This is a genomic window from Pantoea sp. UBA4549 (genome assembly GCF_002387285.1).
Classification (GTDB): domain Bacteria; phylum Pseudomonadota; class Gammaproteobacteria; order Enterobacterales; family Enterobacteriaceae; genus Pantoea; species Pantoea borealis.
Genome location: NZ_DGLH01000005.1, coordinates 79,736 through 102,457, shown reverse-complemented (window position 1 = coordinate 102,457; position 22,722 = coordinate 79,736). Strand labels below are relative to the sequence as shown.

Sequence of the window (22,722 nt, the reverse complement as noted above, 5' to 3'; positions counted from 1 at the left end):
ACGCTGCTTTAGCGCGCAATAAACCTTTCGGGGAAGTCGGGAGAGAGGTGCTTAACGTCGTCGTAACGGCCAAAGAGACGATAGCGGTTTCGGGCAATAAGATTATATATCGCGTTACTTACCGGGTCAGGAAAATAACGCAGCAGCGCAAAGATACGCCAGCGGCTGTGAAGGCTTTTCATCACGCGACAGATTGCCTGAGCACGCAGCCAGTGCCCGCTTTCACCGATCAGTACGATCGTCCGGATATCGTCAACCGGCATCCTGACATGGCGCAGTAACGTTTTACCCTCCTCACTTTGCACGGTGGCAAAGCGTACCCGCCGGTCCAGTTGATGCCGCAGCAGGAATGCCACCCAGCCGTTACAGAGTTTACACATGCCGTCGTAAAGTACTGCCTGTTCACCAGGCCTGAGATAAGGGATTGTCATGATCACGCTCAGAGAGTGAAGCGGCGGCGTCTTCCTGACGCCGCCAGCCTGCATTAATCGAGCAACTTCTCCAGGGAAAGCGGCAGATCGCGAATGCGCTTGCCGGTTGCGTGATAAACAGCATTACTGATAGCCGCAGCCATACCCACAATACCCAGCTCGCCCACGGCTTTTCCGCCCATCAGCGTGGCGTGGTGATCCGGCTCGCCCACGTCGATAGTGATAATCTCCGGTACGTCAGCGTTAACCGCAATCAGATAATCGGCGAGATTATTGTTCACGATGCGGGCGTTACGCGGATCAACCGCCCCGCCCTCCAGCAGCGCCTGACCGAGCCCCATCACCATTCCGCCAATCCACTGGCTGCGCGCTAGTTTCGGATTATAAAGCCGCCCGCTGTCAAAGGCGGACACCATACGCCTGACGCGCACCGTACCGAAATCTTCATCCACGCGCACTTCAACAAACTGCGCGCCCCAGCTGTGTGAAGAAAACTCTTCCGGTGTGGTCATCCGCGACATCGAGTGCACCGCTTTGTCCCGCTCTTCTGCGCTTTCACCCGGCTTAAAGGTGCCGTCCGTTACCGCCAGCGTCTCTTCACCGCTCAGCCGCACCAGATCGCCCAGCGACACCGCACGCTCCGGCTGACCTTTCAGGCACACGCCTCCCGCGCAGAGCGTCAGCTGTTCAGCGTCGGTCTGCGGGAACGGCGCATCTGAAGAAGCGCCTGCCAGCGCGTAGAGCCGGTCACGCAGCGCCACCGCCGTCTTATGCACGGCACCGGTCAGGTTGCCGGCCAGCTGCGAACCGCCCGCCACGCCGGCACGCGGCAGCCGGGTATCACCCAGTTCAACTTTAATGCGGGTAGAGTCAAGACAGAGCACTTCTGCCGCTGTCTGCGCCAGAATGGTGTAGGTTCCGGTGCCGATATCAGCACCTGCACTCTGCACCACCAGCTCACCCTGACTGTTGAGGATCAGGCGCGCCTCAGCCGGGGCTTTGTTTACCGGATAGGTTGCCGTTGCCATGCCCCAGCCAATCAGCTCACGGCCTTCGCGCATTGAGCGCGGTGCCATAGTGCGATCTTTCCAGCCAAACGCTTCAGCCGCTGCGCTGTAAGCCTCTTTCAGACGACGCGTACTCCACGGCAGGTTTTCCTGCGGATCCTGTTCTGCATAGTTGCGCAGGCGCAGCTCCAGCGGATCGATACCCAGCGCGTAGGCCATCTCATCCATCGCCACCTCCAGCCCGAACGCGCTCGGGTTCTCACCGGGTGCACGCATCCAGCCCGGCGTGACGGTATTGATAGCGGCAACGTAATGACGCGAATAGACATTCGGCACATCATAGATACGCCCGGTGACTTTGTTGGTGCCTTCGGCGAACGTGTCTATGAGTGAGGTATCGCTTAAACCTTCATGCAGGATGGCCAGTAGTTTCCCGTCCTGTGCAGCGCCCATCTCTATAGTCTGCTGCGTAGCCGGACGACCGCCAAGTCCGGTAAAGGTCTGCGGACGCGACAGCGCCACTTTCACCGGACGCGTCAGCGCGCGCGAGGCAACGCAGGCCAGCGCTACATGGGTGTAGGGCACGGGTTTAGATCCAAAGCCGCCGCCAACATAGGGTGAAATTACTCTAACCTGCTGCTGTTCGATACCCAGCCACTCGGCTATTTCAGTCTGTGCTCCCATGACCCACTGACTTGGCTCCCACACCGTGAGCGCATTATCCTGCCATGATGCGATGCAGGCATGCGGTTCCATCGGCATGTTGTATTCACGCGGTGTGGCGTAGCAGCTTTTGATTTTCACTTCTGCCTGCGCCATCGCCTGCTGCGCATTGCCCATTTCAACAGTGGCGCTCTCCTGGCGCTCCGCTGCCGGATCATCCATCCAGACCAGCGGCTTCTCTTCCTCATAGCGCACTTTTACCAGGCTGGCAGCCCAGGTCGCCTGTTCAAACGTTTCTGCCACCACCAGCCCGATGTTCTGGCCGTTATGAATGATTTTGTCATCCTGCAGCGGTGTATAGGTGGACTGCGCCGCGCCGCCGTCAGCAATGGCGGTAGGCTTGTTGATCTTCAGCGGATTCAGATGGGTATAAATCGCGACAACGCCAGGCTGCCGTTCCGCTTCTGCGGTGTCAATATCTGTCATCCGGCCGCTGGCAATAGTGGACTGCACCACCACGCCATACAGCATATTCTCAGGCTGATATTCCGCTGCATAGCGGGCGGCGCCGGTGACTTTCACCACGCCATCGCCCCGATCGCGTCCGGCACCGAGTGCCTGATAGTTCTGTTCCTGCTTATCCATAAAATGTCCCCGGTTACGCCTTGCCGCCAGCCTGAAGTAGTGCACGTGCAATCACGCGCGGTGTCAGCACTTTTTTATGCTGATTCTGCGGCAGGGTTTTCGCATCCTGCACAATACGCTCTGCGGCACGCCGCAGCGTTTGTTCATCAAACGGCTGTCCGCGCAGCGCCCCTTCCACCTGCTGTGCCCGCCAGGGCTTCGTCGCCACGCCGCCCACGGCAATGCGCACGTCGCGGATCCGGTCCCCCTCCAGCTCAATGCCGACGGCGGCGCTGGCAGCCGCAAATTCATACGAGCTGCGATCGCGCACCTTCAGGTAATGCGAATGTTTCAGCGCGGCGGTAAGCGGCAGTTCCACCGCGATGATCATTTCATCGCTGGCGAGATCGTGCTCCAGATGGGGCGTATCGCCGGGCAGGAGATAGAACTGGTCAATCGGAATGCGACGCTCGCGCTGCGCAGCATTGCGCACGATGACCACGGCATCAAAAGCGGTCAGTGCAACAGCCAGGTCGCCCGGATAAACCGCAATACAGCTGTCACTGGTACCCAGAATAGCGTGGTTGCCGTTGATGCCCTCGAGCGCGGCACAGCCCGATCCCGGATTGCGCTTGTTACAGGCGCTGAACGTATGCGGATCGCGGAAATAAACGCAGCGGGTACGCTGCAGCAGATTGCCGCCAATCGTAGCCATGTTCCGCAGCTGCGGCGACGCCGCCTGCCACAGACTGTGATAAATCGCCGGCGCATCACGCTGACACTCTGCATGATGCTCCAGTTCGCTCATGCGCGTCAGCGCGCCGATACGCAGGCTGTCATGGCTGAACGCAATTTCACGCATCTCCTGCAGGCCGCTGATATCCACCAGCGCGGCCGGCTGCTCAACGTCGCATTTCATTAAATCTATCTGCGTGGTGCCACCCGCCAGAAACCGGCTGCTGGCATCCTTCTTCTGCTGCAGCGCCTGTTCCGGGCTGCTCGCTGCAAGGTAGTCAAACGGATTCATCGCGCCTCCGAACTGAGATCGGCGGCGGCCTGCTGAATGGCGTCGACGATATTAGGGTAAGCTCCGCAGCGACAAAGATTACCGCTCATATATTCACGGATCTCATCGGCAGAACCGGCATGCCCCTCCGCAATGCAGGCGGCGGCAGACATGATCTGTCCCGGCGTGCAGTAGCCGCACTGGAAAGCATCATGTTCCAGAAAACGCGCCTGAACCGGATGAAGCGTGCCATCAGGACGCGCCAGCCCCTCAATAGTAGTGACCTGCTGTCCATTAGCCTGAACGGCCAGCGTCAGGCAGCTCAGAACCCGCTTGCCATTAATATGAACGGTGCAGGCGCCACACTGGCCCTGGTCACAGCCCTTTTTTGTACCGGTCAGCGTCAGGTGTTCACGCAGCGCGTCCAGCAGCGTCACGCGCGGGTCTACGCTGAGTTCAATGGGCTGCCCATTGACCTCGAGATGCAGTTGTATGTTTTCTGACATAGCTCATTTCCAATAGTGAAAGAATCGATCGGGATGCGCGTTTAAGATGTCGTAGTAGAGTGCGCACCCGCTAAGTCTAGACGCTGAGGGCATTTCGGAAGGCGTTGTCAGAAAAAAGAACAAACTTTGTGGGGGATTACCGTAAAAAAGCCATAGCGCAACGGGCCATGGCTTCCGGAACGGGATTAACGGCGCGCTGCGAGACCGTTTTTGTGGCGCACAATGTCCGCCATAATTGATAGCGCGATTTCAGCCGGTGTTTTGCTGCCAATATCCAGCCCGACCGGCGCGTGAATGCGTGCCAGCTGCTCAGACGTCAGCCCGGCAATCTCCGCCAGACGCGATAGCCGCCGGCTGCTGTTGCGCTTCGAGCCCATCGCGCCGAGATAAAATGCCGGCAGCAGCACGGCCTCCATCATCGTCAGGTCATCAATGCGCGGATCGTGGGTCAGGGACAGGATTGCCGTTGCATTGTGGCACCCTTCCCGTTCCAGATAGCGGGCCGGAAAACAGCGTATGATCCGCACGCCTGTCTGTAAGTCCGCGCCCATATTCTCCAGCACCTCATCGCGATGCTCGCAGACCACCGTTTCAAACCCCAGCGCCTGCGCAAAGTTGGCGCAGTAAACGCCTACGCTGGAGAGACCGGCGATAATCAGACGCGGCGGCGCAGAGAGCGTCAGCGTAACCCGGTCGCCTGCGATCTGCGCGGCGGTCTGCTGCGTATAGGGCAGCGTCTCCACGCCGGCGCAGGCGTGCGGCAGCTGCAGCGTTTTACTGATGGCTTCGGCCCGTACCAGCGCATCGTGCATCTGACGCAGATAGTGAATGGATGCCGCGCCCTGCGGCAGCTTTTCTACCAGAATATCCAGCACGCCGCCGCACGGCAGTGCCCGATCGGGCGTCAGCCCGCCGTCACCGTAGCGCACCACGGCACTCGCCTCTCTGAAGGCGTTTTCCGCAATTCGCTGGCGGAAATCCTCCTCCACACAGCCGCCGGAGAGCGAACCGCAAAAATGCCCGTCGGCGCGGATCGCCATCATGGCGCCCGGTGGCCGCGGTGAAGAACCAAAAGTGCTCAGTACGGTACAAAGCCATACCGGATGTGCTTCTGCCCAGTGCTGCGCGGTTTCGAGAACCTGCACATCAAGGTGATACATGAATTGCTCCGTTGTAATGTCCCTTTTTTACTGGCAGGGATCTGAATCTCCCTATGAGTAAATGTCACATTTGGCGTTTCGTCTAATCGGCCCGGAATTTTCCCGCCCTTAACATTTACCGTCCCGGTTCGCTGCGTCACAATAGCGGGATCGTAAACGCAACCCTCACAGGAGTGATATGAAACCTCTGTTTGTCTACGGCACGCTGCAGCCCGGGCACGATAATGCTCATATTCTGGAGCAGATAGGTGGCGAGTGGCTGGCCGGCAGCGTTAATGGCACCTATTATGCGCGCGGCTGGGGCGCCGCCGCTGACTTTCCTGGCGTGGTGCTGTGCCAGGATGGCGCGCGCGTGCCGGGCTATCTGTTTTTCTCGCCCCATCTCGACGTGCACTGGCCAATGCTCGATGCATTTGAAGAGGGCTATGATCGCGTGCCGGTCGCTGTGACCACCGATCGGGGTGAGCAGATCACCGCCTGGGTTTATCAGCTGCAGCCTGCAACAGAGTAGCTATCCTTATCCCGTCAGCTGATGAGGAGAAACCATGATTACGCTCTGTACTGCCTGCGGCACCTCTTATGCCGCGCCGGCCCCCCGGCACTGCCCCATCTGCGAAGATGAACGCCAGTTTATTCCGCCAGGCGGACAGCGGTGGATAACGCAGACTGATTTGCGCGCCGCGCACACCAACCGGTGGCAGCAGCATCTGCCCGGCCTGCTTTCACTGCAGAGTCTGCCGGCATTTGGCATCAATCAGCGCGCCTTTCTGCTTTGCACTCCGCACGGCAATATTCTCTGGGACTGCATCGCCCATCTGGATGAAGCCACGGAAACGCTGATCCGCGCGCTGGGAGGATTGCAGGCGATAGCCATCTCTCATCCCCACTACTACACCACTATGCAGGACTGGGCCGCCGCATTCAGCGCACCGATCTGGCTGCATGCCAGCGACAAAGCGTGGATTATGCGCGACAGCCCGTGGATACGTTTATGGCAGGAAGAGGAGCATGCCCTGCTGCCAGGCATCACGCTGCTGCGTCTTGGCGGCCATTTTGCCGGTGGCACGGTGCTGCACTGGCAGCGTGATTCGGGGGTAATGCTGAGTGGCGATATTTTGCAGGTAACGCCAGGCGCGGATGCCGTCTCGTTTATGTGGAGCTATCCCAACATGCTGCCGCTCTCCGCACAGGCGGTGCGCAACATGATGCAGCCGTTACGGGATCGCAGTTTCACGCAGCTCTACGGCGCTTTTGACGGACGCGAAATTCTGCAGGATGCCGATGCGATTGTGACGCGCTCTGCGCAGCGCTATCTCAGCTGCCTGAAGTAGAGCATAAGTTATGCTGTAAAAGCATAAGCGCCCTGCCCAATATGGATGTACAGACGTCTGGACGTATATTATAGTCCGGGGCTGACAAGAATAAGGATGCTGCAAACATGAAAAAACGTTTACTGACCGTGCTGCTGGCCGCTTCTGTGACGCTGCTAAGCGCCTGCGATAACAACAACGACGAAAAAATCAAAGTTGCGATTAACAGTGGGCCGGACGAACAGCTCTGGCAGACAGTGAAGCAGGTCGCGCATGACAAATATAAGCTGGACGTTGAGGTGATTGCGTTTAACGATTACGTGCAGCCCAACGAAGCTCTTTACAATAAAGATGTGGATGCAAATGCCTTCCAGAGCCTGCCCTACCTTGAGATGCAGTCAAAAGAGCGCGGGTATAAATTTGCCGTCATCACCAATACCTTTGTGTTTCCGATTGCCGGCTATTCCCGCAAAATCAAAAGTTTGAATGAACTGCCGGATGGCGCGACGATCACCCTGTCAAATGAAGCCACCACGCTGGGTCGCAGCCTGCTGCTGCTGCAGGCGCAGGGGCTGATCACGGTTAAACCTGAAGCGGGTCTGCTGCCCACCACGCTGGATATCACCGCCAATCCGAAAAAGCTGAAGTTTGTTGAAGTGGATACGCCGCAGCTGGCGCGTACGCTGGACGATCCGCAGGTTTATCTTTCCATCATCAATAACAACTTTGCGGCGCTGGTGAACCTCTCCGCCTCACGCGACGGTATGTTTATGGAAGGTAAAGCATCACCCTACGTGAATGCCATCGTGGCGCGTGAAGATAATAAAGAGAGTGCGAACGTGCAAAAGCTGAAAGAGGCATTCCGCTCGCAGCCGGTGCTGGACAAAGCCAACGAGATCTACAAAGGCGATATTATCAAAGGCTGGTAAGCGTCCTGCACGCTCCGGACAGTGACCGGGTGTGCCGGAGGTGCAGAGGCATGCGCAATTACCCGGTCCATCCGTTATGTCTGCAGCGGCAACCTGTTCGGGTTACCGCTGCAGATTTTCCGGATTTAAGCATAAAAATGTATTACCGGCGTTGTGCATCATTTCACATTTATCCGCAATCATCTCTGCCGCATAAATTGATACCAATGACTTACAACCGTTCCAGGCTTTAATTGAGTGCAGAAATTAAACTGCAGCTGAAACAGCGTGCTGGCCGGTTAACAACATAAACAGCAGGGTTATCGCGCTTAATCATCAACCTCTCTGTTTTTTTATTTGGCTAAATATCTACGATTGTAACTTTCGCTATCCGATTCACAATTGCTGTAAAACCCGCTAAGTTTGACTTAAGTGTGGCCATTCCTGACTTCTCTTGTCACAACCACGCACCCTTATTTTATATTTAAAAAAATCCCAGACTGTGAGTTCTCATCCACTTAACACGGTGATCGCGTTGTGTCGCCGGGTACACTTTTACCGGAGGATGTATGCGATTCACCCTGAATCCCATTGCGTTAGGGATCGTGGCTGTACAGACCGCGCTCTCTGTTCCACTTGCCAGCCAGGCCGTTACGCTCACTCCTTATAATCCCCGCAACAACGATCAACAAACCGGCGCGCTGATTGTTAACAGCGGCAGTCAGACCCTGACCGGTAATCAGGCGTTTGAAGCAGGCACTGATGGCGCAACAAATACCACGCTCGGGCAGGTAAACATTGTCTCCGGTGCAGCGTTTATCGATCGGGCGAGACTGGATACCGGCCCGCAAAACGTTGCCATTACCGTGCCGGATCTCACCACCGGCGGCAATACGACCTTTCAGGTGTTTGATTCAGCCAGCCTTGTAGCACAGACGCCCGTTAGCAGCAGTACCGTGGTGCCGGATCTGCAAAACGTAAATAACAATCAATATATCAACGCGCGCGTAGCGGATGTGACCGGCAGCGGCAGCGTGCTGGATGTCAGCATCGGGCAACTCACTGCCAGCAGCAGTGCCAGTACCAATGCCTGGACCATGGCGGCAAAAAGCACCACGCTGTTTCAGGCGAGTAATGGCGGGGTCATTAACTGGAACAGCAACAACCGTGTCGCATTCACCGGTTCAGCGGCAGAGGTCGGCGGTGGTGGCGCAACTGACAGTCTGAGCGTGCAAAACCTCGCCACTTACACTGGCAGCTTCAGCGTACAAACGCTGGATGGCAAAACCACCTCTTTTAGCGTAACCAATGCCAGCCAGCTGCAGCGCTACAACACCTGGCTGGTGAGTCAGCTGCAGAGTGGCAACCTCGCCACCGCCCGTTACCTTAGCGAATTTAACAAAGCCGTTACCCTCACCGATGAGGAAATAGTTTACAGCGTCAGCGCCACGCCGCCGGATGAGGTCACGCAGCCCCTGGGTAACCGTGTCGTGATCAACGCTGAGGGTATTGGCTCACAGATTACTATTGCCGCAGACAAAACGCTGGAGGCGACCGGCGCGAACGGCGGTGCCGTGCGGGTTGCGTCCGGTGCCAGCGCCACCGTGGATGGCAAACTGGCCAGCCGGGGTACGGCGCTCGCGCTGGACGATGCCCGCGCGACTAACAGCAGCAGCGGAGTCATCAACGGCGGCTTTCTTAACCGGATCGACGGCACCGGCGTGGGCGCGGCCAGCAGCAACGCGACGGCGGTCACGGTGCAAAACAACGGCAACTTTATCAATAATGGCGTGCTGAACCTCGGCACCACCGGCAGCAATCTGACCAGTGGCGTGGCAGGTATCCGGCTGGATGCCAGCGCGCAGGCGAGTAACAGCGGGAATATTAACGTTGGCGTTAATGGTTCCGCCGCACGCGGCACCACCTCTGGCGTTCTGCTCACAGCCGATAGCAGCCGCTTTACCAACACCAGTGCGGGCACCCTTTACATCGGACGCGGCCCGCAAAACAGCCTGAGCGATAACGTAGCGGAAACCGCGATGAATCAGAGCGGTCTGACCAGCGGTATTGCCCTGCTGGCGAACGGCAGCGCGATCAGTGAAGGCCGCATCGTGCTCGGTTCCCGCGTGCAGAATGCGGCCGGCATGTCAGTCAGCGGCGCGAACAACGCCACGCTCATCAACAGCGGCACTATTGATATTAACGGCAGCGCGGCGCGCGTGCCGCGCGAAAACACCGGCATGCTGGTCAGCAACAGCAGCGGCACGCTGGAGAATCGTGGCACCATCAATCTCAACGGGGTTAACGGCACCGGCCTTAAAGTACTGGCTGGCAATGGCAGTACGGCGGCGGCAAGCTCTACCGGCACAATCAATGTGGCGGGCGGTGCCGATCCCGCCAGCGGCACACGCAATTTTGGCGTATGGGCAGAGGGACAGGGTAGCGGCACAGCACTGGCCAGCGTGGATGGTCGCATCAATCTGACAGGCAACGGGGCGATAGGCGTACACGCACGCGGTAATGCCACCATTAATGTTACGCAGGATGCGATCCCGGTATTCAGCACCGGCAGCCAGCAAATCGGCTTCTTTGCTTATGGTCCGAATGCGCTGATCAACGTAGCGGATAATAATGCTTTTGACGTCACCACCCGTAATTCCACCCTGTTTCGTATTGAACAGGGCGCCGGTTTTGATGGTTCAGATACCACGCTCACTGCTTCCGGCGCGGGAAGCGTGGCGATCAACGGCACCGGCGCTGATGGCACCACGGTTAACACCCGCAATGCCACGCTGAACGTCAGCGGTAGCGGTGCGGCTGGCGTAAACATCGAAGGCGGTGCACTGGGCAATATCGATGCCGCCACCACCATCAATCTCACCGGCAGCAATGCTATCGGGGCGATTGCCGACGGACAAAAACATACGCTGACCGGTGCCAGCAGCCGCGCTCCGGTTGCCGGCACCCGACTGATTTCAGCAGCAGAGCTGGATTCAGCGCAGGACACTATTACAGGCTATCTGGCGCGTAATCGCGCCCGGCTCACCAACAGTGGCAATATCACGTTCAGCGGCGCCAGCACCACCGGGATACGCGTGGAGAGCGGTGCCAGCGGCAGCAACAGCGGCAATATCAGTATCAGCGAAGGCGGCAGCGGCATTGTGGTCAACAGCGTGGGCAGCCCCTTTGCCACCACCGTCAGCAACAGCGGTAACATTGAGGTAAATGGCGGCAGCATCCGTAACCGTACGCGCGGCGTAACGGCCGGTGGCGCACAGGCTGTCGCAAATCTTGACGCCGGCACGCTTACTCTTAATGGTATTGGTGCAATGGGTGCCGAAGCGCTCAGCGGTGCGCAGGTTAATATCGCTGCGGGATCAACGCCGGTTTTCAATAACAGCAATCAGATCGCTTACCGCGCAGCGGGCAGCGGCTCCCGTATCAGTTCGGCAAGTCGTACGCTGAACATCACGACTGCGGGCTCCACCGGCTACCGCATTGACGACGGTGCTGCGCTCGGTTTCAGCGCCGCCAGTACGCTCACCGCCAGTGCGGCAAACGCCACCGGCGTCATTGTTTCCGGTAATGGCAGCAGCCTGAACAGCACTAACGCCAGTTTTACCGCCAGCGGCACGGGCAGCACGGCGGTTCGCGTTGAAGGGGGTGCGGCAGCCACGCTGGACAGCAGCAGCACGCTTAATCTGAGCGGTAATAATGCCGTCGGCATCCTGGTGAACACGCTGCGCAGCGACCTCAGTAATGCGCTGGATGGCAGCGCTGCCGCGACCCGGGTAACCAGCAACGCCAGCATCCGTGGGGCCGGCAGCGGCGCTACCGGCGTCGACATTACCAACGGCGCGACCCTGATCAACAACGGTGCGCTTAGTCTGACCGGAAATAACAGCATCGGCATCCGCTCCCGTGCCGGCAGTACGTTAACCAATAACGGTGTGGTAACAGTGACCAGCGGCACCGGTCTGGATGTTTCCGGCCGCGGCAGCACGCTGGCGCAGGGCGGCGTCATCAATGTTGAAAACGGCGTGGCTGGCGTACGTATCAGCGAGGGCGCCCGGCTGGCGCTGAACGGTCGCACTACAGCGATTACCGCGCGCGGAACCGCACACGGGATTTTACTTGACCAGGGCGCCGCGGCACTCAGTGCCGCAGATGCCAGCATCAGCGTTTCCGGCAGCGGCAACGGCATTGAGAACCGTGCAGAACTCAGCAATGTCAGCCTCAGCAACCTGACGCTTAACGTCGGCAACGGCAGCGGCATTCGCACCAGTGTGGCATTCGATCCCGCTTCCACCGTTACGGCAAACGTCAGGGGTAGCGGCAACGGCCTTAACATTGCTAACGCCGACGGCAGCACTACGCGTGGCGATCTGACGCTGGGTCCAGGCTACGTGTTTAACGTCAGCGGCGCAGGCGGTAGCGGTATTCGTGCCAATACCACGGGTGATATTTTCACCGCTGCCAGCGTAAACATTGATGATCCCGCTGGCGGATCGGCGCTGATCTCCGGTACGGCCGGCACCATTGTGAATACCGGAACGCTCCGCTCTGCCAGCCTGCGCGCGCCGGTAGTGGATCTCCGCGGGGGGAAAACGGTGTTTGAAAACGTCGGCACCATTATTACCGCCACGCCACAAACTCAGGCAGTTGCCGGCAGCAATGCCGACGACGTCATCTTGCTGACAGAAGGCGACGTGCGCGGCGATATCAATCCCGGCGGCGGGTCCGACACGTTTCGCTGGAGCGGCGGCAGGCTTAACGGCAGTCTGACGATGGGCAATGGTAACAACAACCTGGCGGACATCAGCGGCGTCAGTCTCAGCACCACTTACCATCTCACCAGCGGCAGCGGAAGCGGTAACAGCCTGACATTCAGCCAGATTGACGGGCGTGGCGGCAGCTTTAGCGCCGACGATCGCCGCAAAGGGGTAAACCTTGGCACGGGCTGGAGCACGATCAACTTTGCAGATACGCGCTGGACGCTGACCGATAATCTGCAGCTGGCGCGCAGCACAATTAATATTGATAAGGCGTCCACCTTATATGCGGGTAACAATGTACACCCGCTGCTGGCAGGCGGTACGGCAGGGTCGCTGGTGGTTAACAACAGCGGCACGCTGGATCTCACTAACGGCGCTGGTTCACCGGGTAATACGCTGGCGATCAACGGATCGCTGGCGTCTGCGGGGGGTCAGGCGAACCTGATCACCCGACTGAACCGGGGTGGTGCGCTGAGTAACCAGTTTACCGATCGCATCAGCGTAACCGGCAATGCCAGCGGCACCACGCTGCTGAATGTACAGCCGGATGCTGCCAGCAGCGGTACGCTGACCGATCTTGATCGCAACGGTGGCGTAGAGGGCAATGAAGGTATTTCGCTGGCGCAGGTGGGCGGTAACGCGGCTGCCGGCAGTTTTGCACTGGCGGACGGCTATCTCGGGGCCGGGCCGTGGCAGTATCGGTTGTATACTTTCGCGCCGGGCAGCAGCGATCCGGCGCAACGCCTGGTCAGCGGCAGCGGGAATAACTACTGGGATTATCGCCTGGCAAACTATCTTGTGTGCGAGAACAGCAGCAGCTGCCAGCCTGCGCTGATTACCGATGCTTTTGGCAGCGAGCAAGCTTATAACGCACGTCCGGCTGTGGTACCACAGGTGCCTGCTTATGTATCGGCGCCCACCGGCCTCGCCTATTACACCACCGGCATTATCGATGACCTGCATAAACGTCTGGGTGAGCTGCGCCACGGACAGCAGCGCGCTGACGGCAATGGCGGCGAGATGTTTCTGCGCTATATCGGCTCAAACCTGAAATACCAGAGCGATCGCAGCTTCCGTGATTATGGTTATGATTTTGATCTCAATTACAGTGCGGTGCAGCTGGGTGGCAATGTGCTGCGGCTTGATGGCGCAAGCGACTCCCTGCGCGGCGGCGTGGCATATACGCGTGGCAATACGCGTCTGCGCCCCAAAGCGGCAGATGGCTATAGCAGCACCACTTTTGACAGTGATAGCCTGGCGCTCTACAGCACCTGGCAGCGTGATAACGGCTTCTATCTGGATGGCGTGCTGTCATTTGACTGGCACCGCGGTGAAACCGATATCGCGCGGCAAAAACAGGTGGCGAAGCTGAAAGGACGCGGCTGGACTGCCTCACTGGAGAGCGGCTATCCGTTTACGCTGGGTGACGGCTATCAGCTGGAACCGCAGGCGCAGCTGCTGTATATGCAGCTTAACATGAATGACTTCACCGATAAGGATGGCAGCAAGGTTCGCTACGGTGATTATGACCAGACGATTGGCCGGCTGGGTGCGCGTCTCAATCGCACCTGGAGTGATGACAATCATCGCCAGTATACGCCTTATCTGCGCGCAAATTATTACAGAGGCTGGGGCGGCGCAGCCACTACCTCGGTCGCTGCTGCAGATAATCCGGCGCTGGGGGCCACGTTTACCAGCGGGCATGTTGGCCAGATGTGGGAAGCGGGGGCAGGCGGCACGGTAACGCTGCACAACGACGTTTCGCTCTATGCTGAAGCCGATTACCGTAAAGCGATCGAGGGTAACGGCGCTAAAGGATGGCGCTACAACGCTGGCGTGCGCTGGGAGTTCTGAACCAGCCCGATACACGGGACGCCGGACAGTCCGTCCCGTGTAAGCACGATCCGGCACCTGTAGTGATAAAAGAGGTGACGTGCTCTGCCAGCGCTTCAGGCTGACGCAGTCTGAAGCCTGTTTTTCTGCCTGATAAACGCACAGCGGTATAAAAATCGCGTAAAAATTTGCGCTCACGGCGTAAAAATGGTGTGTGAATAGTCGCCACCCTCTCCCTGCCTGTGCAGAAAACCGCTATCTTCGCCGGTATTACTCCGGCGCTGAAGAGATATAGCGCCCTTCTGTTAACCTGAGCAGGAACCCCATGAAACACCCGCACAAAGCCTCGCTGCCTGCCGGCATGCTGGCCGCTGCCGGTATCGTCTTTGGTGATATCGGCACCAGCCCGCTTTATACCCTGAAAGAGTGTCTGTCGATTCTGCCCGACGGCAGTGTCTCACCGGCTGCAGTCATGGGCTTTTTATCGCTGATCTTCTGGGCGCTGACGTTGATCGTTACGCTGAAGTATGTCTGTTTCGTTATGCGCGCGGATGATGACGGAGAGGGGGGCATCCTGACGCTGATGGCGCTGGCCCGACGCGGCGTCAGCAGCAAAGCGGGACACGTTGTCATGCTGGCGGGCCTGATTGGCGGCGCGTTCTTTTATGGCGACGGCGTGATCACCCCGGCGATTTCGGTGCTTTCCGCCATTGAGGGCATAGAGGTCATCTCACCGGCGCTGAAACCGTTTATTGTACCGCTGGCGCTGGTTATTCTGACGCTGCTGTTTGTCATTCAGCGTCAGGGCACCGACAAGGTCAGCCGCATATTCGGGCCGGTGATGTTTATCTGGTTTGCCGCCATTGCGCTGCTTGGGGTGCGCGGCATTTTGCTTCATCCGCAGGTGCTCCAGGCGCTGAGCCCGCACTATGCGCTCGGTTTTCTGCTCAGCCACCCTGCGCTGGCGCTGGCGGCGCTTGGCATGGTAGTGCTGGCCGTCACCGGTGCCGAGGCGCTCTATGCTGACATGGGGCATCTGGGTAAAACCCCTATCCGCCTCGCCTGGCTGGTTGTCGCCATGCCCGCGCTGGTACTCAACTATTTTGGTCAGGGCGCACTGGTCATTGCGGATAGCACCGCGCTCAGTAATCCCTTTTATCTGCTGGCACCGGCGTGGGGGCAAATCCCGCTGATCGTGCTCTCTACGCTGGCAACGGTTATCGCCGCGCAGGCAGTTATCTCGGGTGTCTATACGCTGACGCATCAGGCGATACGGCAGGGTTTTCTGCCGCCGATGCGCATTATCTTCACGTCGCATACCGAGTCAGGTCAGATCTATATTCCGGTAGTGAACTGGCTGCTGTTTACCGCAGTGATGCTGATAGTAATAACCTTCCGTGAGTCGTCGGCGCTCTCCTCTGCTTACGGCATTGTCGTAACCGGAACGATGGTGATCACCGCCGGACTGGCAGGTGTAGTGGCGCGGCGCAACTGGCACTGGCCGCTGCCGCTGGCCGGGCTGTTCTTACTCATCATGCTGAGTATCGATGTGCCGCTGTTTATCGCCAACCTGATGAAGCTGCTCTCCGGCGGCTGGATCCCGGCGCTGCTGGCGCTGACCATGATGGCGCTGATGCTGACCTGGAGCAGCGAACGCAACCGGCTGATCCGGCGGCTCGACAGCAGTCAGGCCAGCCTGCTGGCGCTGGTCAGCTCGCTGGAAAAAAGCCCGCCCAGCCGCGTGGAGGGTACCGCCGTGTTTCTGGCGCGTAAAGAGTTTGAGATCCCGCAGGCGCTGCTGCATAACCTTAAGCATAACCGCGTGCTGCACCGGCGCGTTGTGCTGCTGCATATCCGCACTATCGATACGCCGCGCGTGCATAATCAGCAGCGTATTACGCTGACGCCGCTCTCTGCTTCCTTCTGGCAGGTGACTGCGGCCTATGGCTGGCGTGAAACGCCGTCGATGACAGAGATCCTGCATCTGTGCGGACTGGAGGGTTTTGGCTGCTCGGTTAATGAAGCGTCGTTTTTCACCTCCCACGATACGCTGGTGATGAAGCAGCGTCATGGTCTGGCGCGCCTGCGCGGCGGTATCTTTCACTTTTGCCAGCGTAACGCGCTGCGGGCGCATGAACAGTTTCATATCCCGCCAAACCGCGTCATTGAGCTGGGTGGTCAGCGCGAGTTTTAACCCGTGAACGCATTAGCATACGGCGTAAACCTGTAAGCAGATGCAACCAGGTTACTGCTGAAGTGACAAAGTTGTGGCAGAACTTTTCTTAACAAGATATTAGCAATTAAAGCTAAACCAGACGGCGCGGCAGGGTGTTTAGTCACCTTGTCGCCCGCGCTTTTTTAAACCGGGCAGAAAAATGCATAACGGATCCCCATCGTGCAATTATCTCAGGAGCAGGCTTATGAAAGCGTTAATCAATGATGTTATCTCAATCTTCACTCCGCAGGATGTCCAGCCGGTACTGGTTCGTGCCGATCTGACACCCCAGCAGATCGCTTCACTGCGCCCTACCAGCGTGACCAGCGTAAGCTGGGCAACCTCAATGGATGAGTTAACCGATGCGGTGGTCAAAAAGGCGCTGGCAGCAGGCGCAGCGGGATATCACATCAGCGATGTGGAATCGCATGAACCGGCACATGACGGGCATCCGGTACTGGCAGCGAAAGCAACGCTCTATCATATCGGTGATGACATTGCGCTGAATGGCTAACGCTGACGTCTCTGCGCCTGCTGAATAACTGGCGGGCGCCTGACGCAAATTACCCGCAGTTTTATTTGCTTTACGTTCAGCCTGTGGTTATAAAGAATAACCGCGCAACAGAAGCGGTTATCCTGCTGATATTTACCCTACTCTTCCCGCCTTATTTGCTGCTTATTTAGCCTGAATATTGTTATGTAACTTAATTAACCGGTGTAAATACTTAAATAACTAAAAACAGGTTAATCTTTCCGTAACAATATTTTAATTTGCCATCCGAATTTTTAACGTTCATCTGCACTGAATATAGAACAGGACTGGCATGAATCAGACCAAAAAAATTGTGTCCGCGCTTTCGCTGACCGCACTGCTTGTTTCTTCAGCGGTTCACGCTGAAAATGCACCAGAAAAAACCGACGTGCTGCTGATTGGCGGCGGGATCATGAGTGCCTCTCTGGGCACCTGGCTGCAGGAGCTGCAACCGGGCTGGAAACAGCTGATGGTTGAGCGTCTTGACGGCGTGGCGATGGAATCGTCCAATGGCTGGAACAATGCCGGTACCGGTCACTCTGCTAACATGGAGCTGAACTACACGCCAGAGCGTGCAGACGGTTCAATCGACGTTAGCAAAGCGCTGGAAATCAATGAGTCTTTCATGATCACCCGCCAGTTCCTGACCAGCCAGGTTGAGCGCGGTGTGCTGCACGACCCGCGTTCCTTCATCAACTCTACGCCACATATGAGCTTCGTCTGGGGTGATAAAAACGTTGAGTATCTGACTAAACGCTATGCGGCGCTGCAGAAAACTACCCTGTTCCAGGGCATGAAATTCTCAACCGATCACAAGCAGATTGAGCAGTGGGCACCGCTGGTGATGGAAGGCCGCGATCCGGCGCAGAAAGTTGCTGCGACCTGGACGCCAGTCGGTACTGACGTCAACTACGGTGAAATTACCCGTCAGCTGATCGGCAGCCTGAAAAAAGATCAGAACTTCACGCTGGAGACCTCGTCTGAAGTCACCGACTTCAAACGTAACGGTGATAACTCCTGGCACGTCACGATTAAAGATGTGAAGAGCGGTAAAGATCGCAGCGTTGATGCGAAATATGTCTTTATCGGTGCCGGCGGCGCGGCCATCAAGCTGCTGCAGAAAACCGGCATTCCGGAAGCGGACAACTACGGCGGCTTCCCGGTAGGCGGCTCATTCCTGATGACCGAAAACCCGGCGATCACCAGCCGTCACCTGCAGAAAGTGTATGGTCAGGCTTCCGTGGGCGCACCGCCGATGTCGGTTCCGCATATCGATGCGCGTAACCTCGACGGTAAAAAAGTGGTGCTGTTCGGGCCGTTCGCGACCTTCTCAACCAAGTACCTGAAAAATGGTTCGCTGTTTGATCTGCTGAGCGCAACCACCACCAGCAACGTTATGCCGATGACGCACGTGGGTATCGATAACTTTGACCTGGTGAAATATCTGATTGGTCAGGTCATGCTGACGGATGATGATCGCTTTGCCGCGCTGAAAGAGTACTATCCAAACGCGCGCAAAGAGGACTGGAAACTGATTCAGGCGGGTCAGCGCGTACAGATCATCAAGAAAGATGCGGATAAAGGCGGCGTGCTGAAACTCGGTACGGAAATTGTTACCGATCAGCAGAAAACCGTTGCGGCCCTGCTGGGTGCGTCACCAGGTGCGTCAACCGCTGCGCCTATCACCCTGAACGTGATGAAATCGCTGTTCCCGCAGCAGTTTGCTTCACCGGAGTGGCAGGAAAAAATCCGTTCTATCGTTCCGAGCTTTGGCCAGAAGCTGAATGGTAATACCGCGCTGACGCAGCAGGTATGGGATAACACCGCTTCTGTACTGCAGCTGACCAAACCACCGGTCATTACTATGAGCGAGCCGCAGGCCGCGCCGATGCAGGCGAAGCCGCGTGAAGAATCTGCTAAACAGGATATGGCGCTGTAATCGCGGCCAGCCCTGAACCTGCAAGCCGGACACTGTCCGGCTTTTTTTATGCCGGTAACCCGTCAGCAGAGCGCGCAAAATAGCTGTTCAGCAGCCGCCAGAGATAGTGTGCAGCAGGCGTCATGCGGTGATCGGCGCTGTGCAGCAGCTGACACTGGCTGTCGCGCGCGATGCGATGATCAAGCGGCACTGCAACCAGCCGATCGTGATCGAGAATACTTTTCAGCGTCTGCGGCGTCATAAACGCCACGCCCTGCCCGGCCAGCGCCAGTGAAATTGCGCTGGTAAACAGGTTACAGCTGCAGGCAGGCGTAAAAATCAGTCCTTCACTCCTGAACATGGCATTGAGGTAGCGCTGCAATCCAAACTGTTCATCCATACCAATAAGACGATGCGCGGCCAGCTGTGACAACGTCACCTTTTCCAGCGTGGCCAGGGGATGCGAGGGCGGGACTACCGCACAGATAGGGCCGCGCCTGAAGCTGTTACAGCGCAGTCCGGGCGGACCTGAGGGGCCAAAACTGACCGCCATATCCACCTCCCCTTTTGCCAGCAGCGTCAGCGTGGTTTGCATATCTCCCGACTGAATATTGACGAACACCGCCGGATAAGCCTGCGAAAACTCGGCTATAACATGGCGGATCACTTCATCCGCCATTCCCTGGCCCACGCGCAGCGTGACGCTGCCACCGCGCATATGACGCATATCCTGCAGCTGCCGCTCCAGCTGCCGGCGGCGCTGGCTGGTCAGCGCATAATCCTCTGCCAGCAGTTTACCGGCGTCGGTCAGAACGACATTTCTGCCACGTCGTTCCAGCAGCGGCAGCTGCAGTGCGCGCTCAAGCTGCGCCAGCTGGCGGCTAATCGCAGAAGCGTTTACCCCCAGTGCGTCTGCAGCGCGGCGAATACCGCCATGCATCCCGACCTCATATAAGTAACTTATCGATTTTTCCGGATAGCTGGATAACGTCATACTTTGCGCTTATCTGTTGACCTGAGAGCAACAATAATAACCAGCGCGGCTTATTTTTCTACCGTGTTTTTTCTGCGCATACTGCCAGTGCAAACCCGACAGACAGGAAAAATATAAAATGAAAGCGATCGCCCTTTATCTGGAACAGCACGCCGCAGACATTCTGGCGGATATTAAAAAACTGGTAGCGGCTGAATCTCCCTCTGACGATAAGCCTGCCGTCGACGCCTGCGGTGAGGTGCTGCAGCAGCTGTTTCAGCAGCGTCTTAACGTACGGGCTGAAATAACACCGCAGCAGCACTACGGCAATCACCTGAAATTTTCGCTGGGCGGACAAACGCCGCAGAGCACCATTATTGGTCATTTCGATACCGTCTGGGATACAGGTGAACTTACGCTGCGTGAAGAAGCGGGACGCTTATACGGTCCCGGCATTCTTGATATGAAAGCGGGACTGGTACAGGCGATCTGGGCAGTACGCGCGCTGCAGCAGCTTAACCTGCCCGGCTGGCAGCAGGTGGTGTTTCTCTGCAACAGTGATGAAGAGCTGGGCAGCCCCAGCTCACAGCAGTGGATTGAAACGCATGCGCAGGGCTCCGCACAGGTCTTTGTTGTGGAGCCCGCAGTGGCGGGCAGCGGCGCGCTGAAGGTCGCCCGCAAAGGCACCGGCCGCTATGACCTTACGCTGACCGGCCTGGCCGCGCACGCCGGCAACAATCCGGAAGAAGGCGCCAGCGCGGTTCAGGAGATGGCGCAGCAGATTCTGGCGCTGCACGCGCTCAACGCGCCTGACCGTGGCACTACGGTCAACGTCGGCGTTGCCAGCGGCGGCAGCCGGGCGAACGTTGTGGCGGATCGCGCCCGTCTTGAAGTGGATACGCGCGTCACCTCAGAAGAGGAAGCGGCGCGCCTGCATGCGGCGATCATGCAGCTGCAGTCGCACGATCCGCGTGTGACCCTGCACATCAGCGGTGAACAAAGCCGTCCGCCTATGCGCCAGAGCGCGGCATCACGCGCCTTGTTTACCCGCGCGGTGCACATTGGTCATCAGCTGGGACTGACGCTGGAGGGAGCCTCCGTTGGCGGCGGCAGCGACGGCAACTTTACCGCGGCGCTCGGGCTGCCCACGCTGGATGGACTGGGGGCAACCGGTGCCGGGATCCATGCACGTCATGAGCATATTATTGTCGCGGAGGTGGTGCAGCGTACCGCGCTGCTGGCTGGCCTGCTGAGCGGAGAGACGCCATGACACAGATACCGCTGGAAAAACCGGACACCGCTGTGCGCCAGCGGGAGGGCCTCAGCCCCTACCTGCTGCTGTTTATTATCCTGGTGCTGGCCGCTGTGTCGACCTGGCTTATCCCGGCAGGCGTCTACGATTATGAAACGCGTGACGGCATTAAGTTTGCCGTAAAAGAGAGTCTGCATGCGGTGCCGCAGAGTGGCGTGCTGCCCCTGGAGATCTTTATGGCGATTGCCGCAGGCATGGTCAAACAGGCACCGATTATCTTTCTGATCCTGTTTACCGGCGGCGTACTGGCGGTGATTGAGAAAACCGGTGCGATAGCCACCGCTTTGCAGGCGCTGTCGCGCAGCAGCACGCTGAGCGATACGCGCATCATCATTATTTTCGCCGCGATTTTCTCCCTGCTGGGCACCACCGGCGTGGTTGTTAATGCGGTGGTCGCCTTTGTGCCAATCGGAATGCTGGTGGGGCGTTCACTCGGACTCTCCCCTATGCTTGGGGCCTCACTGGTCTACCTGACCTGCGCCGCTGGCTACAATGTTGCCATTTTAAATCCGGCCACCACCGGGCTGACACAGCATCTGGCGCAGCTGCCGCTGTTCTCCGGCATGCTGCTGCGCGCCCTGACCTGCCTGCTGTTTGTGGTCAGCGCCGCGCTTTACCTGATCCACGCGGTGCGCCGGGCGCGTAAAAACGGTGAGTACCGGCCAGCGATGCGTGCCGAAGCAGAGAGTAGTGCACCGGTGACCGGGCGCCATAAGCTGATTCTGGCGACAACAGCGCTGGCGCTGCTGCTCTTTATTGCCGGTACGGTGCGCTATCACTGGGGCACCCGTGAGATGTCAGCGATGTTTATTCTGCTGACCATAGTGATCGGGCTGCTGGGCCGCCTGTCCGGATCGGACATTGCCAACACCTTTCTGGCAGGCTGCGCCACGCTGGTTAAAGGGGCGTTTATCGTGGGTATGGCAGCCGCTATTTCGCTGGTGCTGCAGCAGGGTAATGTACTCGACCCCATTGTCGGGTTTCTTTCCGGCCTGCTGGAGCCGGTGCCCGCCTGGCTGGCCACCATTGGCATGTTTATCAGCGCAGCGCTGATCCACTTTGGTATCTCATCCGGTTCAGGGGAGTCTGCGCTTTTGATCCCGATTTTCTCACCGCTGGGCGATAACCTTGGCCTGACGCGTCAGGTAATGGTGCAGTCGGTGCTGCTGGGTGAAGGGATCGTTAACTGTATGAGCCCGACCTCCGGCGTGCTGATGGCGGTTCTGGCTACAGCTGGCGTCTCTTTCGGTCAGTGGCTGCGCTTTGTTGCCCCGGTCATCGCCATCTGGTTTGTGATCTGTGTAGTGATGCTGCTGATTGGTGTGGCTATCGACTGGGGTCCCTTCTGACCGTGCCCTGCTCAGGCAGCGCCCGCTTTATTCAGGGGCTGCCTCTTTCTTTCCCGGAGATGATCTGTTTATCGGCTGCAGTACTATTTTTAACGGGTTCGTATTGTTCTGGATCAATATTTTTATTCTTATAAAACGTTGAATGTAAAAAATTATAATCACTTCATAAAATACTACTCCGCTAACTAAATAATTACAGC

General features: G+C 57.9%; 15 protein-coding genes. 9 read left to right on the top strand and 6 right to left on the bottom strand.

All coding sequences use genetic code 11. The annotated features are described in order from the left end of the window. Positions 1-8: 8 nt before the first annotated feature. From B3041_RS01690 to B3041_RS01670, 5 genes are all read right to left on the bottom strand, one after another. Positions 9-431, bottom strand: a complete 423-nt coding sequence (locus B3041_RS01690) for a thiol-disulfide oxidoreductase DCC family protein (RefSeq protein WP_065647646.1) — start codon at positions 429-431, stop codon at positions 9-11. Between the two features lie 53 nt (positions 432-484). Beyond that, positions 485-2,746, bottom strand: coding sequence for a xanthine dehydrogenase family protein molybdopterin-binding subunit (locus B3041_RS01685; protein ID WP_065647394.1), 2,262 nt, complete (start codon positions 2,744-2,746; stop codon positions 485-487). 13 nt (positions 2,747-2,759) lie between these two features. Then, positions 2,760-3,752, bottom strand: a complete 993-nt coding sequence (locus B3041_RS01680) for an FAD binding domain-containing protein (protein WP_065647395.1) — start codon at positions 3,750-3,752, stop codon at positions 2,760-2,762. After that, positions 3,749-4,237 (bottom strand): (2Fe-2S)-binding protein, encoded by a 489-nt coding sequence (locus tag B3041_RS01675; RefSeq protein WP_071668343.1) that lies wholly within the window; start codon positions 4,235-4,237, stop codon positions 3,749-3,751. Before B3041_RS01675 ends, B3041_RS01680 begins: the two co-directional genes overlap by 4 nt. Positions 4,238-4,422: 185 nt before the next feature. Further along, positions 4,423-5,397: an XdhC family protein gene (locus B3041_RS01670; protein WP_292968699.1), complete on the bottom strand. Its 975-nt coding sequence runs from the start codon at positions 5,395-5,397 to the stop codon at positions 4,423-4,425. Positions 5,398-5,575: 178 nt separating this feature from the next. Here B3041_RS01670 and B3041_RS01665 point away from each other — a divergent pair, with 178 nt between their 5' ends. The 7 genes from B3041_RS01665 (at position 5,576) to mqo (ending at position 18,909) form a co-directional block, all read left to right on the top strand. Further along, on the top strand, positions 5,576-5,908 hold the full coding sequence (locus B3041_RS01665) for a gamma-glutamylcyclotransferase family protein (protein WP_292968698.1): 333 nt from the start codon (positions 5,576-5,578) through the stop codon (positions 5,906-5,908). A gap of 34 nt (positions 5,909-5,942) precedes the next feature. Continuing rightward, positions 5,943-6,728: an MBL fold metallo-hydrolase gene (locus B3041_RS01660; protein WP_065647399.1), complete on the top strand. Its 786-nt coding sequence runs from the start codon at positions 5,943-5,945 to the stop codon at positions 6,726-6,728. Between the two features lie 107 nt (positions 6,729-6,835). After that, complete coding sequence (locus tag B3041_RS01655) at positions 6,836-7,636, top strand: MetQ/NlpA family ABC transporter substrate-binding protein (protein WP_292968697.1); 801 nt, start codon at positions 6,836-6,838, stop codon at positions 7,634-7,636. Positions 7,637-8,184: 548 nt separating this feature from the next. Continuing rightward, positions 8,185-14,244 (top strand): autotransporter outer membrane beta-barrel domain-containing protein, encoded by a 6,060-nt coding sequence (locus B3041_RS01650; RefSeq protein WP_292968695.1) that lies wholly within the window; start codon positions 8,185-8,187, stop codon positions 14,242-14,244. A 304-nt stretch (positions 14,245-14,548) separates the two neighbouring features. Next, the gene (gene kup / locus B3041_RS01645; RefSeq protein WP_065647402.1) at positions 14,549-16,417 is read left to right on the top strand and encodes a low affinity potassium transporter Kup; all 1,869 of its coding nucleotides are present in this window, start codon (positions 14,549-14,551) and stop codon (positions 16,415-16,417) included. 226 nt (positions 16,418-16,643) lie between these two features. After that, positions 16,644-16,952, top strand: coding sequence for a YdgH/BhsA/McbA-like domain containing protein (locus B3041_RS01640; protein WP_292968692.1), 309 nt, complete (start codon positions 16,644-16,646; stop codon positions 16,950-16,952). 310 nt (positions 16,953-17,262) lie between these two features. Continuing rightward, positions 17,263-18,909 (top strand): malate dehydrogenase (quinone), encoded by a 1,647-nt coding sequence (gene mqo, locus B3041_RS01635; protein ID WP_292968690.1) that lies wholly within the window; start codon positions 17,263-17,265, stop codon positions 18,907-18,909. Positions 18,910-18,955: 46 nt separating this feature from the next. Here mqo and B3041_RS01630 read toward each other — a convergent pair whose 3' ends face one another. Then, complete coding sequence (locus B3041_RS01630) at positions 18,956-19,882, bottom strand: LysR family transcriptional regulator (RefSeq protein ID WP_065647405.1); 927 nt, start codon at positions 19,880-19,882, stop codon at positions 18,956-18,958. A 118-nt stretch (positions 19,883-20,000) separates the two neighbouring features. Between B3041_RS01630 and B3041_RS01625 the strand changes: the two genes are divergently transcribed. Together B3041_RS01625 and B3041_RS01620 are read left to right on the top strand one after the other, a co-directional pair. Further along, positions 20,001-21,131 (top strand): M20 family metallopeptidase, encoded by a 1,131-nt coding sequence (locus tag B3041_RS01625; RefSeq protein WP_292968688.1) that lies wholly within the window; start codon positions 20,001-20,003, stop codon positions 21,129-21,131. Continuing rightward, positions 21,128-22,522: a YfcC family protein gene (locus B3041_RS01620; RefSeq protein WP_292968687.1), complete on the top strand. Its 1,395-nt coding sequence runs from the start codon at positions 21,128-21,130 to the stop codon at positions 22,520-22,522. The genes B3041_RS01625 and B3041_RS01620 overlap by 4 nt, the downstream gene beginning before the upstream one ends. The last annotated feature ends 200 nt before the right edge of the window (positions 22,523-22,722 follow it).